The organism is Thermosynechococcus sp. M3746_W2019_013, assembly GCF_015296045.1.
Lineage (GTDB): Bacteria > Cyanobacteriota > Cyanobacteriia > Thermosynechococcales > Thermosynechococcaceae > Thermosynechococcus.
Genome location: NZ_DVDW01000062.1, coordinates 35,999 through 52,917 on the forward strand (window position 1 = coordinate 35,999; position 16,919 = coordinate 52,917).

At 55.0% G+C, this 16,919-nt stretch carries 15 protein-coding genes; 6 read left to right on the forward strand and 9 right to left on the reverse strand.

Annotated features, from left to right (window positions below; all coding sequences use genetic code 11):
* Positions 1–6: 6 nt before the first annotated feature.
* On the reverse strand, positions 7–1,779 hold the full coding sequence (locus IGQ16_RS11055; protein WP_297061544.1) for a hypothetical protein: 1,773 nt from the start codon (positions 1,777–1,779) through the stop codon (positions 7–9).
* 240 nt (positions 1,780–2,019) lie between these two features.
* Complete coding sequence (locus IGQ16_RS11060) at positions 2,020–2,568, reverse strand: DUF1269 domain-containing protein (RefSeq protein WP_297061545.1); 549 nt, start codon at positions 2,566–2,568, stop codon at positions 2,020–2,022.
* Between the two features lie 141 nt (positions 2,569–2,709).
* Here IGQ16_RS11060 and IGQ16_RS11065 point away from each other — a divergent pair, with 141 nt between their 5' ends.
* Complete coding sequence (locus IGQ16_RS11065; protein ID WP_024124706.1) at positions 2,710–3,102, forward strand: 2Fe-2S iron-sulfur cluster-binding protein; 393 nt, start codon at positions 2,710–2,712, stop codon at positions 3,100–3,102.
* A gap of 6 nt (positions 3,103–3,108) precedes the next feature.
* The gene (locus IGQ16_RS11070; RefSeq protein WP_024124707.1) at positions 3,109–3,960 is read left to right on the forward strand and encodes an inositol monophosphatase family protein; all 852 of its coding nucleotides are present in this window, start codon (positions 3,109–3,111) and stop codon (positions 3,958–3,960) included.
* Here IGQ16_RS11070 and IGQ16_RS11075 read toward each other — a convergent pair.
* Positions 3,957–4,688, reverse strand: coding sequence for a segregation/condensation protein A (locus IGQ16_RS11075; protein ID WP_024124708.1), 732 nt, complete (start codon positions 4,686–4,688; stop codon positions 3,957–3,959). The genes IGQ16_RS11070 and IGQ16_RS11075 overlap by 4 nt on opposite strands.
* 97 nt (positions 4,689–4,785) lie before the next feature.
* Positions 4,786–6,705, reverse strand: a complete 1,920-nt coding sequence (locus IGQ16_RS11080) for a DICT sensory domain-containing protein (RefSeq protein ID WP_297061547.1) — start codon at positions 6,703–6,705, stop codon at positions 4,786–4,788.
* A 300-nt stretch (positions 6,706–7,005) separates the two neighbouring features.
* On the opposite strand from IGQ16_RS11080, the gene IGQ16_RS11085 reads away from it, so the two are divergent.
* Genes IGQ16_RS11085 through IGQ16_RS11095 form a run of 3 tightly spaced genes read left to right on the forward strand, consistent with a single transcriptional unit; the run spans position 7,006 to position 9,662 of the window.
* A complete protein-coding gene (locus tag IGQ16_RS11085) occupies positions 7,006–8,772 on the forward strand; it encodes an AarF/ABC1/UbiB kinase family protein (RefSeq protein WP_081711765.1) in 1,767 nt (588 codons plus the stop codon).
* A 53-nt stretch (positions 8,773–8,825) separates the two neighbouring features.
* A complete protein-coding gene (locus tag IGQ16_RS11090) occupies positions 8,826–9,197 on the forward strand; it encodes a hypothetical protein (protein WP_024124711.1) in 372 nt (123 codons plus the stop codon).
* 30 nt (positions 9,198–9,227) lie between these two features.
* Positions 9,228–9,662, forward strand: a complete 435-nt coding sequence (locus IGQ16_RS11095; protein WP_297040898.1) for a hypothetical protein — start codon at positions 9,228–9,230, stop codon at positions 9,660–9,662.
* Here IGQ16_RS11095 and IGQ16_RS11100 read toward each other — a convergent pair.
* The 3 genes from IGQ16_RS11100 to IGQ16_RS11110 are packed head-to-tail and all read right to left on the reverse strand — an operon-like array spanning position 9,659 to position 13,113.
* Positions 9,659–10,969 carry a heterodisulfide reductase-related iron-sulfur binding cluster gene (locus IGQ16_RS11100; protein WP_024124712.1) on the reverse strand — a complete coding sequence of 437 codons (1,311 nt, stop codon included), beginning with the start codon at positions 10,967–10,969 and terminating at the stop codon, positions 9,659–9,661. The two genes, IGQ16_RS11095 and IGQ16_RS11100, sit on opposite strands and share 4 nt — an antisense overlap.
* Positions 10,970–11,002: 33 nt before the next feature.
* Positions 11,003–12,250, reverse strand: a complete 1,248-nt coding sequence (locus tag IGQ16_RS11105) for an FAD-binding oxidoreductase (protein ID WP_297040897.1) — start codon at positions 12,248–12,250, stop codon at positions 11,003–11,005.
* A complete protein-coding gene (locus tag IGQ16_RS11110; RefSeq protein WP_024124714.1) occupies positions 12,247–13,113 on the reverse strand; it encodes a response regulator in 867 nt (288 codons plus the stop codon). The genes IGQ16_RS11105 and IGQ16_RS11110 overlap by 4 nt, the downstream gene beginning before the upstream one ends.
* Before the next feature lie 169 nt (positions 13,114–13,282).
* Here IGQ16_RS11110 and IGQ16_RS11115 point away from each other — a divergent pair, with 169 nt between their 5' ends.
* Entirely contained in the window at positions 13,283–14,110 is an 828-nt protein-coding gene (locus IGQ16_RS11115; protein WP_024124715.1) for a DUF3598 family protein, read from the forward strand.
* On the opposite strand, the gene lnt is transcribed toward IGQ16_RS11115, so the two are convergent.
* Positions 14,073–15,593 carry an apolipoprotein N-acyltransferase gene (lnt, locus tag IGQ16_RS11120; RefSeq protein ID WP_297061552.1) on the reverse strand — a complete coding sequence of 507 codons (1,521 nt, stop codon included), beginning with the start codon at positions 15,591–15,593 and terminating at the stop codon, positions 14,073–14,075. The genes IGQ16_RS11115 and lnt overlap by 38 nt on opposite strands.
* On the reverse strand, positions 15,544–16,743 hold the full coding sequence (locus tag IGQ16_RS11125) for a DNA double-strand break repair nuclease NurA (protein WP_297061554.1): 1,200 nt from the start codon (positions 16,741–16,743) through the stop codon (positions 15,544–15,546). Before IGQ16_RS11125 ends, lnt begins: the two co-directional genes overlap by 50 nt.
* Positions 16,744–16,919 lie beyond the last annotated feature (176 nt).

Sequence of the window (16,919 nt, forward strand, 5' to 3'; positions counted from 1 at the left end):
AAGCCCTTAAAAGGGGTTCTGGGGTTCCGCCTCTTGCCAAATACGGATCAATTCTCTTGCTTCCGAGTAGAGGGGATGGGTGGGGGGGATGAGTTCGGCGGTGGCGATCGCCTGGCGGTTGTCCCGCCCCACCCAATAGCGTGCCTGCTCTAGGATGTTGTTGCCCCACTCCACGATCAACTGGTTGGCGGTGGCATAGACACTGGAGTTGGGGGAAATTTTTTGGGCAATAGCAATGGCAGCGGCAAAGTCGCGATCGCGACCCCCTTGGGCACGGCGCTGGGCTTCATTCAGGCGAGCCATCTCCGGATCAAGCTGCCAGCTCACTGCTTCAGTTGCAACGGGGGGGAAGAGTTCTTTGAGGCGATTTTGAGCCGTTTCATAGAGGGCACGCTGGGGACGAATTTGCTCCAGCAGTTGGCGAGCTTGCAACAGAGCTTCAGGGGTACCTTGGCGGGCAAGAATATTGGCTCGGTCAATCAGGGGTTGATCCTCAGCAATCTCGATTTGACGTTGCCACAGCCGTCGCTGATCGCGGATTTGGTCTTGGCGATAGGGACTCGCGTCTGCCAAAGGGATGTTGAGTCTGTTGATCGCAAGGTAAAGGCGGTCCACCGTACCACCACGGGCAATGGTTTGGGCTGCTGCTAAGGTTTGTAACACCTTCAGATCGGTTTGCCAGCGCCGAATGGCCTGTTGAGCGTCAAAGTAGAGGGGGCGTTCTGCGGTAATCGTCCGGGCTTGGGCGATCGCCCGATCAATATCTTCCCCCATGCCTGCTTGGGCAAATTCTTCTGCTGCTGCTAACTTCACCACATCCTCGGCGGCGCGGGCACTCCTGACGTCTTGGGGAATCAAGCCAGCAATTCGCCGCGCTTCTTGGGGTTCGTAGCGATTCAAGGTAGCGATCGCCAATTCTAACAATCGCTCACCCAATTCATTGAGCAATCGCCGCGCACCGGGGTAAATGTCACTGGTAGTGGGAATTCGCCGCACAATTGCAATCGCAGCGGCCAAGTTATCGGCTCCCCCCTGCGCCATGAGGGCACGTGCTTCATCCAATTGCCGATCTTCCCGTTGGGCACGGATAATCCGCTGATTAAAGGCACCAAACTGCTCCTGGGCCCAGTAACGACAGTCAACAAATTGCAACTGGAGCGAGATTTGAAAGGCTTCCCGCCATTGCAGGTTTTTCAAGGCTGCTTCAGCACGGCGGTAGATTTCTTCTCCTTTTTGCCAAATTTCCTGCCAGCGCTGAATACGTTCTTCCACCTTGGCATAGGCTGCGACATCCCGGGGAATCCGCCGCGCAAAGCTGATCGCCCGATTTAATTGCCCTTCATGAAAGGCTACCTCTGCCAAGGCCAACACCTGATCAGACCACACCTCTAAGCGGCGATTAATCTCAGGGGCAAGGGGATGATCACGGGGCAAGTCGTCAATGAGATCAATGGCATGGAGCAAATCCTCAAGGGTGTGTCGCTCTGCCGCCTGTTGGGCGCAGTAGAGGCGAAAGGAGGCCGATGCCAGAGGCCAAAGGACAAAATCACAATTGCCGGGGGTGGTGGGTTGCCGCAGCAGCAGCCCCAGGGAGAGCCCCGAAATACCCACGGAAGTTAGCAGGGAGAGGCCAGCCGCCACTTGCCAGTGCTGCAACCAAGGTAAGTAGCGGCGCCACTGGTTGTTAACATGGGCGCCGAGACGGTTGAGTTGGCGCGATCGCCTACCAAAGCGCTTGAAGATCGCAATCCCTGCAGTTGGTTTAGTTTGATCCTGCACCGTCTCCCACTCCCCAACACTCCCAATTGGCATCCCTAACTCTGAGCACAATGCCCAGTGACAGCCCTTTTCTGAAACCGGGATTAAGGAACGGTGTTGTCTGACACTTGCTTTCGCAGTGTTGAGTGGGTCCATCCTTGGGAAAAAGGCTGTCTCTAGGGAATGGCCAAACTTCTCAAAATTATCCTAATCAACTTAGATATTTAGGGCGAGAGCTAGACCAAAGACAAACTCAACAAACTAACTGTTCGTCGTTTCACTAGAGGTCGTTGCTTCGCTAGGGGCGGGCGTTTGGGAGGCCGCATTGCCTCGGTTGAGGGCTTCCTGCAACTTCGCTTCATCCTCCTTTGACAGGGAGGTGCGCAGGACTTTACCGCCAAAGGGAGCAATTTCCTCGAGTACTTTGTCAGGTGTGGCTTGACGGACCAATGTAAAGATGGCCGAGCTACCAGGGGCAATGGTTTGTCCCAACTCCTTGATGAAATTATCATCAATGCCAATGTCGGTAAATTTGCCGGAAATCGCTCCCGCCACAAGACCCGCAGCCCAGCCCAAGAGCGGATTGAAGAACAAAAGACCAATTAATAGCCCCCAAAAGCCACCGCCAAGGGCACCCTGGAGGGTTAAATCCTGAGTCTGGGTGATTTTAACCTTGCCATCTTTAGTGCGCACGACAACCGCAGCGTCCTCAAGGTCAATGAGATGCTCACGCTGGAGTTTTAGTAACTGGATTAATACTTCGTTCGCCTTGTACTCATCATCAAATGCAATGACCACTAAGGTACTCATAACTTTAGGTCTCCCTACAAATGTGGCTCATAGAACCGCTCCTACCATAGCATTGTCATTAGCAGGTTGGGATTGCGGTATTGTAGCTAAGGGACAAGGCTAGGTCTTTGACAGCCCCTTTCACGCTAAGAGAGCGAGATCATGAGCACGCCACAAACCTACACTGTGACTATTCATGTGCGCCCCCTCAAGTCAGGGGATCCACCCACACGCACCTACACAATTACTGTTCCGGGCGATCGCTATATCCTGCAACACGCTGAGAGCCAAGGCCTTGAGTTGCCCTTTTCCTGTCGCAACGGTGCCTGTACCACCTGTGCTGTGCGTATTCTCTCTGGCCATGTCTATCAACCCGAAGCCATGGGACTCTCACCAGCCCTGCAAGCCCGCGGCTATGCTCTTTTGTGTGTGAGCTATGCCCGCTCTGACCTTGAGGTGGAAACCCAAGATGAGGATGAGGTCTATGAGCTGCAATTTGGCCGCTACTTTGGCAAAGGACGAGTCCAGTTGGGGCTGCCCCTCGATGAGGATTAAGCAGCTATGTTAGCCGTGAGTTGCCCGCTGCCCGAGAGTGAGCGACAGCGTTACTTAGAAATTGCCACGGAGGCGGCCTTAGCAGGGGGTGCTGTCCTTCAGCACTACTGGGGCAAATTAAGTGAAATTGAGGAAAAAGGCCGCTCTGGTGACCTGGTCACGGTGGCCGATCGCCAGTCAGAAGCAGCAGTACTGGATGTGATTCGTCGCCATTGTCCAGATCATGCGGTGTTGGCGGAGGAATCAGGTCTTTCGGGACTCAAGAACAATCCATTCCTGTGGGCAATTGATCCGCTGGATGGCACGACCAACTATGCCCATCAATACCCCTTTAGTGCCGTGTCGGTGGCTCTCTTAGTGGAGGGGGAACCCCACATTGGTGTCGTCTATGATCCCTTTCATCGAGAATTGTTTCGCGCTGCAACAGGCCTCGGTGCCACCCGCGATCGCCAGCCCATTCACGTTTCCAGTACCGCAGAACTGAGTCACAGTCTTTTGGTTACCGGTTTTGCCTACGATCGCCGTGAAACGGCGGACAATAACTACGCTGAGTTTTGCTACCTGACCCATCTGACCCAAGGGGTACGGCGGGGCGGAGCAGCAGCCATAGACTTGGCCTACATTGCCTGTGGTCGCCTCGATGGTTATTGGGAACGGGGCCTCTCTCCTTGGGACTTGGCTGCTGGTGTAGTTCTTGTCCGTGAAGCTGGGGGCATCGTTACTGCCTACGATCAATCTCCTTTTCAACTGACATCGGGGCGGATTTTAGCCACCAATGGTCATCTCCACGCTGCCCTAAGCGAGGCTCTACTGCGGGTGAAACCCTTGGGCTTTTCATTTCTCCCAGAAGGACATTAACCTAGGTCTTCTAGGGAAATCGCGTCAGGCAAACAGGTCCGCACCTGTAGGGGTTGATAAAAATCTGTTTGTTGGAGATCCACCTTCGACTGGGCAGCGAGGAACAGCAGCGCCCAAAAGACACCCACGGAATCGGGCTTGCGCTGCAATAACTCCTGGAAGTCTAGCCATGTACCTTCGGGGGCCATTTCCCTGAGAAGGCTTTCCACTTCCCTAGCCATCTCCGTGAGGTTTTCTTGGTGAGCCAGTTGGGTAATGGCCTTGAGGGTGGTGGGACGGCGACGCTGCCGGCGTTGATGAGGCCGCAGCCCCTTTGGGCGATCGCTCTGAATGGCCAGGGTTTTCAGGTGGCCAATTAATTCTTCAAGGGTGAGGCGGCGCCATTGTTGGGGGGGCGCCACGGGGCGACGATGCAAATGCTGCTCTAGGGCATGGGGCAAAACCGCAAAGGACTGGTTTTCCCCAATCTCTGGCGGCTCCTCGCCTTCTGCTGCCGCTGGTGAAGGTTCAGTAACGGCCACTAGGCGATCGCTCTTGAGGAGCACCAGCATCGCTGCATACAAAAAGGCTTGCCCCGATTCACTGAGATTGGGTTCCCCCCGCCGTGCCAACTCCGCCAAACAGCGATCGCAGACATCAACAACTTGAATATCCCAGGGGTCAATTTCTCCCCGCTCCGCTAACTCAATCAAAATGTCAATGGCAGTATCGGCAAAAGATTGACTCATGACGGGCTGCCCCTCGTTGTTGTCTCTTGTAACCTCCTCCCGACGCTGAGCCGACGGCTAGAGGGCGGGACTGATAGCTCCCCAAAGCGCTCATTATTTAAAAACTCTCAGCAATGGGAATTGTAAAGTGAAACTTACTACCGCGATCGCGCCCCGCCGACTCCGCCCAAATTTGCCCCCCCAAATTGGTAATAATCTGGCGACAGATTGCTAGACCCAACCCTGTACCACCCGCCGAGCGCCGCAGTGCCCCCTCCTCCTGATAAAAGCGATCAAAAATCGTTTCCAAGCGATCGGGTTCAATACCGCGCCCTGTATCGGCTATGGTTACTTCTAATAACCCATCAGGACGGGGCTTTGCTGCAATGGAGACCTGCCCCGACTGCTCTGTAAACTTGCAGGCATTGTCCAGTAACTTCGAGAGCACCTCCACCAACCACTCACCATCGGCTCGCACCAGGGGCAGTTCCTCGGGCAAGATGGCCTGAATTGTCGGGAGTTGATCTTTGGGGGTGCGCAAACTACTGAGGGCCAAATCCACCAGTTCCTGGAGGGACAGCGGTTCCGGTCGCCACTGCACCCGGCCACTTTCCAACTGGGAGAGGGTGAGGAAGTCCTGAATCAGTTTCCGCATGCGCTCAGCATCGGCGAGGGCGGTACTCAGCATCACCTGCCGCAGTTCTGGATCCATATCAGGTTCGCTGGCTAGGCTTTCGAGGCAGACTTGAATGGTCGAAAGGGGTGTGCGCAGTTCATGACCTGTAATTGCAATTAGATTGCTGCGGGTACGATCTAATGCCTCCAATTGCGCATTGAGTTCTTCCAAATCGGCGTAGGCCTCTGCCTGAATCAGGGCAACCCCCACCTGGGTGGCGATCGCCTCCACTAATTCTGCGTCCATATCGTGCCACGGCAGCGCTTGGCCTCGGTGGAGTTCGACAATGCCCAAAAGTCGCCCCCGATAAAGAACAGGCGCCAGTAGGAGGGCTTTGACGCCGGCGGCATCGAGGGGCTTGAAACGGGTGGCCTCATAGTGGGGATCAGCGGCCACATCATCCACCTGAATCACCTGCTGATGCACCAGTGCCTGCTGCGTGTAGGGGTGCTCACTCACAGGCCAATACTGGTACTGCAAGGGGGGGAGGGCACCGCTAGTGTACTCGTGCTCGATGGGCACCCGCGTATCGGTACTGCGGCAACGATAAATTAGGCAGCGATCGCCCTTGAGGGCTTCCCCCAGCTCCGCCACGGTGCGAGTAAGAATTTCCGTGGGATTGAGGGAGTTACGAATTGCCGTGGTAATCGCATTGGTGAGGCGTTCTTTGCGCTCTTGAATGGCAATTTGGCGGTAGGCCTTAATTTGCTTGTACTGGCCTGCCTGGAGATAGGTAACGAGGCGATCGACAAAGGGGGCAGGATCACGATTGCACCCCTCTAATTGGCGATAGGTTTCAACCAATACTAGACCTTCCCTGAGTTTCTCCTTGAGTTCAGGGCGGTATTCACGAATACGGTTGAGGAGGATTTCAGCCGTTGTTGCCGCCACCTGCCGATCAAACGTCCAAATGCCCTCAAAACGACGTGCTGCATCCATCGGCGGCAACACATCTAAGCGATGGGTGGGCGATCGCTGGACTTCACGGCAGACCAAGCAAGTGCTGTAATTTTTGCCCAAGACGGTCAAATGCCATTCTTGACTGAGGGTATCGCCAGGATCAAAGGCAACGGTTTCGTAGTCCCCAGAGCAGCTTGTAAACTCGGTTTCGGGGGCAGCCAAAACATAGACATGGTGGGACTTTGTGGCAATACGCTGGTAGCGATGGGCTTCTTGGCGATAAAAGCGTTCCCGCTGAAAGCAGGCAATAATGATCGGCGCATCCTCACTGGCCAAAACCTGATCCTCCATTGCGTGGGAAAGCGCCGTCAGCGATGTCTTGAAATACAGTTGCAATCGCAAGTGAGGCAACCGCGCCAACAACTCCTCAAGAACAGATGTGGCAATGATCCTGTTGGCCATGGAAGGGTGTGAATAGGAAGATGCCCTACGGTACCATTATCGGCAAATCCGCACCACCGAACCTATTGAAATTCAGTTCGAGCGGCTGGACCTGATTCAACCAACGGCTGAATTGCTGGAACCTCCAGCTTTTAACTTTTGTTAAGAATTTTATTGATTAGCAGGGCTTATGTGTAGTTTTCTATACTATATTTAAGCAAACCCAAAAAGATCCGCTCCTCTAGCACTGGGGATCAACAAAATCCTCATAATTGCGATGGTTGCTTACGTTGTAACCAAAAGTGCTCCGTGGAAACACCCATGGCAAGAGGAGAGGGCTGTAGTAAGTTGGGTTTCAGAGAATCAGGTAAAAAAGCTGTGACTGCCCCTATTTCTGCTGTCCCTAGTACTGGCCATTGTCGTTACGATCCTGAGGCGATCGCCCGCTACTACTGGCGACACCCTTGGCAAGTAATCTGGCGGTTCGTTCACATTTCGGTATCTTTTTTAACATTTTGGCTGCTGTTGCAGTGGGACAAGTGGCTGGGTCAACAGGAAAGTCAGCGTCCCCGGCGGGCAATGCAACTGCGCAAACTCCTGATCCGTTTAGGCCCAACCTTCATCAAAGTCGGTCAAGCCCTCTCCACTCGCCCCGATTTGATTTGTCCCGACTACCTCGACGAACTTACGCTTCTTCAGGACAAACTGCCCCCCTTTCCCAACGAGGTTGCCATTGCCATTATTGAGCGGGATCTGCACTTAAACTTGGGGGATATTTTTGCCGAATTCTCACCCCAGCCTGTGGCCGCCGCCAGTCTTGGCCAAGTCTATCGAGCCAAACTCCACAGTGGCGAGGAAGTGGCTGTCAAGGTGCAGCGCCCCAATCTCTTGCCCGTGATTACTCGCGATCTCTTTTTGATCCGCCTTTTGGTGCAGTGGGTCAAGCCCTGGCTACCCATTAACCTCTGCTACGACCTCCGGGACATTGTGGATGAATTTGGCTGCAAGCTCTACGAGGAAATTGACTACCTCAATGAAGGGCGCAATGCCGAGAAATTTGCCAACAACTTCCGCGACGATCCCACGGTTAAGGTTCCCAAAATCTATTGGGAATACACCACTAAACACGTGCTCACGCTGGAGTGGATCCACGGCATTAAACTCACCCGCACCGATTGCATGGTGGCGGCGGGCGTCAATCCCGATGAGCTCATCCGTGTCGGTGTGATTTCTGGTCTGCGGCAACTCTTGGAATTTGGCTTTTTCCATGCAGATCCCCATCCAGGCAATCTTTTTGCGATGCCCGATGGTCGTATCGCCTACATTGACTTCGGCATGATGGATCAATTGGAGGAGAGCACTAAAGAATCCCTTGTGGATGCGGTGGTTCATTTGGTGAACAAGGACTACTCCGCCCTTGCCGCCGACTTTGTCAAGCTGGGCTTTCTTACTCCGGAAACGGATATGACGCCGATTATCCCTGCCCTGGAGTCGGTCTTTGAGGAGGTGATTGGCTCCAGTGTGCGGGAATTCAACTTCAAGGTGATCACCGATCGCTTCTCTGAGTTGATGTATGCCTATCCCTTCCGTGTTCCCGCCAAGTTTGCCCTGATCATTCGCTCCCTCGTGACCCAAGAGGGCATTGCCCTATGCCTCAATCCCAACTTTCGCATTGTCGATGTCAGCTATCCCTATGTGGCACGGCGTCTGCTCCAAGGAGAATCGCCCCAACTGCGGCGACGGTTATTGGATATCCTCTTCAAGGATGGTCGTCTCCAGTGGCAACGACTAGAAAACTTGATTGCAATCGCTCGGCAGGATCAGCACTTTAATCTCGCGCCAACGGCCACCTTGGGCTTGCAATATCTCTTTTCTGAGGAGGGGCAGTACCTGCGGCGGCAAATTGTGCTAGCGTTAACCGAAGATGACCGTCTCCACACCGAAGAGGTGCAGCGCCTTTGGAATTTGGTCAAGTCTGACCTACGTCCTCTCTTCTTTATTGATGTGGCATGGGAAGCCCTCAAGGCCTCTGTTTCCCACACGCTCGGTAAAGAAGAAGACAGCAATTCCTTGGTGGTGGCTCCCTAGGGGTGGGCAGCGGTTATCAACGTCCCTGAAGTCCAAGAAGGATTAGGTATCCCGTGTTTGATCCACCGATTGTCTTGCTGCTGGCCGGTATTTTTATGGGGTTGACCAGTGGCAAAGCCTTTGAGGCCACCCTCAAGCAGAGCGTCCAAGAATGGAACCGCAGTCGCTCCACTCGCGTTCTGAGTCAGTTGCGCGGTCCCCAGCTTCAGTTGCCCTACTTGGGGATTTCCATTGGCATCTGGCTCTTCCTGATGGCGGGATTGTGGACCTATGGTTTTGGCCTGGGGCTGAGTATGAGCATTGCCTTTGTGCTGACCATCGCCACCGCCCTTTTGGTGTGGTACCAATTGGGAAAAGTGCTGACCATTTTAAGTAGGGGTGGCTCCCGTGCCCTTGATCTCGATGCCCTTGAAGCCAAGGAATAGTTCTCTATAGTTCTCAAAGGAGGCGGCGTTGTGGATTTACTGACCCAAGTGGACGAACTGATTGCCAACGCCCCCGATGACCCTGCAACTGTGGCTGCGGTACAGGCGATCGCCCCCATTCTCTATGAGGAAGCCCAGCGCTACGGGCAAACCGTTTACTACGTCCTGCAAACCCCTGATGGTCAATGGCAGGTGATTACCCTAGAGGAACAGCAACCTCCCCACCAACAAAAAAATGTTATCCACGCCTACGGCAGCGAAGCCATGGCTCAAGAGGCCTGTGATGAACAGGTGATCCCCGTGGCAATGCCAATTATTCCCCTCTTGTTTCAACTGTTGGCCGCAGAGCCAGTGGATAGCCTGATGATCCTAGAGGCGGATGGGGAGCGAGGCTGGGAAGTGGGTCGGCAATGGTTATTGGCTCAAGTACGCTCAATCCTCAGTGCCCCCCCAGACATTGCCTAGGACGGAAGCTGCTCACCGCGAATGGCCAAGTCTAGCAGCTGCATGGGGTGGTATATGGGCACGGGGCTGCCTTGCTCTTGCAGATACTGCCGCAACTGTACCGTGCAGCCCACATTTGCTGAGATAATGACGTCTGGGTGCGTATTCAGTAGGTTGCGCACTTTTTGTCGTCCTAAGTCGGTTGCCACATCCGGTTGGAGAATGTTGTAAACTCCGGCACTGCCACAGCACAGGGCCGCATCCAGGGGTTCTCGCAGTTGCACTTGGGGAATTTGGCGGAGCAGTTGCCGCGGCTCAAGGCGGATTTTTTGGCCGTGGATCATGTGGCAGGCATCTTGATAGACCAACGTTAAGGGGCGATCGCCCAAGGGATGTAAGGCGGTCACCAGCCCCTGCTTGACCAAAAAGACCTGTACATCCTCAACCTTTTGCACAAACTCGCGGGCGCGATCGCTATACTCGGGGTCAGCCGCCAACAGGTGATGGTATTCCTTGAGAGTATGGCCACAACCCGAGGCATTGATTAAGATGGCATCCACCTTAGCGGCAGCAAAACAGTCAATCATTTGGCGAGCAAGGGTTTGTGCCTGCTTCTGTTCCCCTTGGTGATGGGGTAGGGCACCGCAGCAGCCCTGTTGGCGTGGCAGCACCACCTCAAAACCATTGGCACTTAAGACGGCAATTGTGGCTTCATTGACTTCAGGCAAAAAGAGCCGCTGCACACAACCAAGAATCACCCCCACGCGGCCCCGCTGTTTCCCTTGGGCAGGTACCACCTCAGGATAGCGAACGCGAAATGTCTTTGCCGAAAGGGAGGGCAGCATTTGATACATGGCCGCTAGGGACTTGGGCAGTAGCCGTTTGAGGAGTCCCACGCGTTTTTCAAGATCCGCCAAGCCCAATTTTTGGTAGAGCCACAGGGGCAACAGGAGCGCCCGCAGCCGTTGGGGGTAGGGCAGCGTTTGGAAAATCAACTGCCGCAGCCAGCGATCGCCCGCGGGACGCTGATAGTGACGCTGCACTTGAACCCGGGTGGCCGCAATCAACTTATCGTACTCGACCCCCGAGGGACAGGTGGTGACACAGGCCAAGCAACCCAAACAGGAATCAAAGTGCTGGACGACATCCGCCAGTTGCACTTGCCCCTCGTTAATGGCATCCATGAGGTAGATACGGCCACGGGGGGAGTCCATTTCTGTGCCCAGGACCCGATAACTGGGACAGGTCGAGAGGCAAAACCCGCAGTGGACACAGGCATCAATCAGGTGTGGATCGGGCGGGCCAGCTACAGGATCAGTTGCAGTCATTCGTAAGTATTATTAATAAGTATTAAAACTTGTCTAGAGATGGCCGACAAAAACCCCAGTGCCAAAGACACCCGTTGCATCCAATTGTTGCTTAAGACTGCGCATCAATTCAAGGGCGTTGCCGCGATAGTCCCAAGGATCCAGCTGCTGCTTGAGGCTCAGCGGTGCCGCTAAGACGGTGACATAGCCCCGTGGTAACCCTTGGCGCAGCCTGAGAATTAGTTGACGGAGATCCTTCTCCTGTCCGTGAAGATAGGCGTAACCAACCCCGGCACTCATTTCGCCTCGGCACTCGCAGGCCAATTTCCTTGCCAACTGCTGAAGCTGGGTGAGGGCGGGCAACATCTCCTGCAATGGCACGCCGATTTTGAGAATGACTTGATCGGGGGTGGGGTTGAGGGTAATGCCTAGGGGGGCTGCGGCTTCAAGTTGCAGATCATGGGTCTGGGCAATGTGACTGAGGCGATCGCCCAAGGTGCCCGCAGCCAAGACTTCCCGCAGCGTATGAAACTCCAGTTCCAGTAAGAGTGCCCCCGTTCCTTCAAGGCGCAGCACACAGCGCGCCGGCGCCAGGGCACTCGTTAAAATTGCCGCCAATCCACTGGCCAAGGCAGAGACTTCTCCCCGCAACTGCCAAATTTGTACCGCATCGGGCAGGGGATAGACCCGCAACGTCACTTCTGTCAGGATTCCCAGCGTGCCATAGCTACCGATGAGCAGCTTCATCAGGTCATAGCCGGCAACATTTTTGACCACTCGCCCCCCGGCTTTGACGATTTGGCCATCACTGCGAATGAACTTGACCCCCAATAACTGATCGCGCCATGACCCATAGCGCTGGCGCAGTGTGCCATTACTGCAGGTGGCCAAGCAGCCGCCAAGGGTAGCCCTTTCCGCAAAGAGGGGATCTGCCGCAATCCATTGCCGTGCCGTTGCCAGTTGTTGCTGAAGGCGTTGCAAGGGGATGCCGACTTGGGTGGTGACGGTCATATCGGCAGCCGCATGATCAATGAGCCTGTGCCATGCTGTTGTCTGCAGCAAAATATCTGCCTGGGGGATGTTTCCGAGCCAGTTGAGTTTTGTTCCTGCTCCAATGGGCAGTACTCGCCAGCCTTGCCGTTGGGCGCAGGCAATCACTTCTGCCCCGGCTTCTGGGGTAGGGGGAGTCACCAGCAGGGCATGCTCAGGCAGATAGGGACGCAGGTGGGGGGCGCGATCGCCCAATTCAGCAATAGGATAAACAGCAGCATCCCCCAAGAGTGCGGTTAGGGTTTGCTTCATGGATTGCGGGTGGGCACTTCAAAGACAAAGCCCTCATAGTATAGGAGTTGGCCGTCCTCACTTTTGACAGGGCGAGCGCATTCGCAGATGGTGGTGATTGTTTGGTCAGCACGATACACTTTGGAAACTAAATTGCGCACTACTCCCCGGGTTTGAATCTGTTGCTGGAACTTCTGCCAACTGCTGTCATCCACGTAGGGGCGTTGGTTGTGGTGCTCAATATCCGCTAACCAGTCTTCAGCATCGGCATAGCCATAGATGCGTGCTAGGGCATTGTTCACTTTGAAGTAAACCCCCTCGGGAGAACTTTGGTAAATCCCCACCACGGCCTCCTCAAACATTTGGCGATACTGTTCTTGCGCTGCTTGCAGTGAGGCCACCAATTCACGGCGCTCTTCCGCAATTTCCTGCAGCTGCTGGTTTTGCTTTTGCAAGAGAGCATTCTTTTGCCGGAGCTTCCGCTGTAGGAGGGCGATCGTCAACTGATTTTTTACCCGTGCCAGCACTTCCGCCTGCTGAAAGGGTTTGGTGATGTAGTCAGCGCCACCTATTTCAAAGGCCTTGACCTTGTCAAATACATCATCCAAGGCACTAATGAAAATAATGGGGATATGCTTGGTCTTGGGATTCTCCTTGAGGGTTTGACAGACTTCATAACCATTCATATCGGGCATCATGATGTCCAGCAAGATGACATCTGGAGGTTCTGCTTCAATACCCATGAGCGCCATTTGGCCGCTGATGGCGCCACGCACATCATAACCTTCCAGTTGCAGCAGGGTTGTTAAAACTTCAACATTTTCGGGGGTATCATCGACTATTAAAATGCGACCAGCCCCTGAGTCAAAGAGGTCGGTGGTCATGCACGGGTCTCCCAATGGCGATTGTTTGTCAGCGCCCTGACACTCCCCATCCTATCAAAGTTTTTTCTGAGTGCTGGCGATCGCCCGCCAATTTGCAACCCGCAAACTCTCAACAGTTGTACTGATTTTTCTATACCATGGGGGTGACCCCCAGCAACGACGGGTATCAATGACAACAAACTGGGACAATTTTCGCAAAAACCTTGGGGAATGGCAGGGCTCCTTTACGGCGGTCAGCCCTACGGGGGAACTGGGGGCCTCGGTGCCTTCTATTTTGATCCTTGCCGATACTGCCGATGGCCAGCGAGTGCGCTTTGAACTACGACGCTTTGGCAATGGCCTCGATCAGCCCCCCACCAGTGAAACGATCCAAGAGTACAGTACCATCGGCCGCCAAAATGTGTTTTTCGCAACGGGGGCATTTTCTAAGGGATCGTTGCAGGTGGCCCCCTTTGCTGAGTTTGGCGCAGAGTATGGCTTTGTCATGGGCGATCGCCGCCTGCGGTTTGTGCAGCTCTTTAACAAAAATCAGCAGTTACAGTCCATGACCTTGATTCGGGAGTTTCGTGCCCACACTCATGCGGTTGAACGTCCTCCCTTAACTGTGGAGCAGCTCCTTGGCGAGTGGCGCGGCACCGCCTACACCGTCTATGCCGACTGGCGATCGCCCACGGAAACTCCCACCCAGCTTCGCCTTTGGCGCGAGGGCGATCGGCTCTACCAACTGCTGCAAACCCCCGACCACGAGGTGAAAACAACGGCCACAATTGCGGGTTCACGGCTCCTCTTTAGGGACACGGATCAACCTAAGCAGCTTGTGCTGCTCCCCGATGGCACCTCTAGCCTCACGCCCCTACAGGTGTCCTTTCGTCAGTCCTTCTTTGTTGAGGTGGGCTGGTTGTGGGCAGAGGGTCAGCGGCAGCGCCTGATTCGTACCTATGGCGATCGCGGCGAATGGGTCAGTGCAACCCTCGTTGTCGAAGAACGGATAAACTAAGCATCCCCAGTAAGAGGGGAAGCAACCAATCCCCATAGCGGGTGTAGAGGGTCTGGGTCTGCCGCCGCCAAATCGTTGCAGCATGAATCACAAACTCGTCGGCGTTTGAGAGCCAGAGGGTTTCTCCCGTAGGTGCAATCACCGCGGAAAGGCCCGTATTGGTGGAGCGCACTAGCCAGCGATCGCCTTCGACGGCGCGCAACACATCATGGCCGTGGTGCTGGGTCATGAGTTGGCGACGGTAGGGATCATTGTTGGCAACACTGAGGATCAACTCCCCACCATGAACCAGTTGCCAGCGACTGCGGTGGGAAAAGGCGGATTCAAAGCAAATCAGGACAACCGCATTTCCCCAAGGGGTGGTAAAGATCTGTTCAGGGTCTCCAGGAATCAGGCGCGATCGCAAGGTGGATAACCGCTGCACCACTCCTGCCAGCCAATCGGGAATATATTCCCCCAATAGGACAAGATGCACTTTGTTATAGTGACTGTCAATCTCACCGTTGCCATCGAGGCTCAGGAGCACCTGATGATGCCCCCCTGCCGTCTCCATAAATGTTCCTAACCACAGGGGCACACCCGCTTCCCGCACTACCCGAGTGATGGGATTCATTTGCTGCCGTTGCCAGAGAATGGGCAGGGCCCCCTCAGGGGTTAAGACAGCATCAACCCCGAAACCCACCAGTTGGCGATAGCCTTGGGCATAGATCTGCCAAGCGCGGCGGATCCCCTCTGGAGTGAGCTTTTCCCGTGTTGGGATATTGCCTTGGATCAAACCTATCTGTAGGGGTTCGCCGTGATCTGCAATGGCACTGGCACCTAAAACCCCATTGAGGGCGATCGCCCCCCCGAGGGTCATTGCAAGCCAAACCCTTGCCCCTGGGTACCGCCGCAGACTGAAGGTAACTAAGCCATTCAGTGTCATTACTACCGCTGTAATGGTGGTCGGCCCCGCCAGACGACCCAGTTGCACCAGTCCCTGGGGGCTTTGGGTTAGGGATAAACTAATCCACCACAGGGGGGAATGGCTCCAGAGGGCTTCGAGGGCACACCACAGGGTTACACCCCATAGGAGTTGCCAAGGCGCGGATCGCCGCACCCCATAGCGCGCCATCAACAAGGCCCAACTCCCACTCAGGGCAGCCCCCCAAGTGCTGAGAAACAGCCAAATCCCCCGCGAAATCAGCCAACTGGGCACTGGGGCAATGCCGATCCACGTGAGGGGATGCAAATCCCACACCCAGACTAGGCTAGTGCCATAGAACCCCAAGCCCCAACAGAGGCCGGCGATCGCTGCCCATAGCGGCGATAAAACCTGACACTGCCACCACAGGGGCACAATGCCCACAAAGGCCAGGAACCAGCCACTCACTGGCGGTAGCGCCAACTGCGTTCCCCAACCGGCGATGCCTAAACCAACGAACAGCAGCCACCTAGGCAATACTTTGGCGTTTGCGTTGCTCTTTGGGGGAAGGCGCCACATACCAGTGTCCTGCCTTAATCAGTTCCCGCTCTAGTAAAGCAAAAAAGCGCTGGCGATCGCTGCCACGCACGACGGCTAAATTGTGGGCTTCTGCCAAGGCCACAGGGTAACCCCGGCCTTTTTCAATTTGGGCTGCCGTCAACGAGACGGCTTGTTGCCATAGGTCTGGATCCTGGGCCACCCATTGAGGTACTTCCAAGCGCACCACTTCTGAGCCACCATGGAGGTAGGCAACGTAGATGTGATGTTCGCCGTAGTGCTCCAAAATGCGGCTGCGGCTACGCCAGAGGGAACTATGCTGTTGCGGTGCTAAGTGCGCTTGCCAGAGGAGCACATCCCGCAGGGAATCAAAGACCTGACAAGGGGGGCGATCGCCGGTTACCTCGAAGCCAGTCTGACTCGTCTGACCACAGTGGAGGGCACAGTTGGGTTCAGGATAGGGGCAAACCCCCAAGCGCAGAAAATTCACCGTTTCCTGACTGCGGGAGGCACTGACATACCCCACCAACGGGATTCGCTGGGCTCGCAATTGATCCCAAGCAGCTAAGATTGGCCTCAACAATTCCTGCCGCACCATTGGCGGCAGTGATTCCCATGCCCAGAAAATGAGTGAACCATCCACAAGGGCTAAGCTGGGAGCTTTCTGATTTTGAGTTTGAATGAGTTCAACAAGGCCGAGAATTTCCCCTTGGGTGCGGCGGTAACGTAACCAATCCTCTAGGGTGAGGCCCCAGCCCCGCGATCGCCCCAATTCATCGGGGTCATACACCAACTGCGGCACGCTATCTAAATGAGGGCGCTGGCCTTGACCGTAGGCGATCGCCACCCGTCCTACGTTAATCAAATAGCAATAGGCAATTTCGTGGTGACTGGGGGCAATTTGCGAACCATCGGTGGCAAAAATCGTATGCGCCCTTGGGGCAGGGGGGACAGTGTGCTTTATCGTCAGCGACTCAATGGGTTCAGCCGCATTAAAGACAAAGGACTCGCCCCACGCTTGGAGAGCTTGGCGATAGTGTTCTAGATGTTCCGCCATTGCTGCGAGGACTGCGAGGGCACGGGTCTGTTTTTGTTGGTTAGCGATCGCCCCTTGGCGGATCAGTTGACCCACCGTTGGCATTTGAGCAGCCACTTTTACCAAGTCCAACACGGTTTTCGTCTCTGGTTGTCTCTAGAACTAACAGAGGTCATCAAGCCCAGCTCGAATAGCCAACCGATTTTGGAGCTTCAAGATGCCTCTCTATCAGTTTTACTGCTGCAGGCAGAACATGTCTGACAGAGGGGCGATCGCTGGCCCAATCGAGTCAGTGAGCCTTAGGCGCAAAG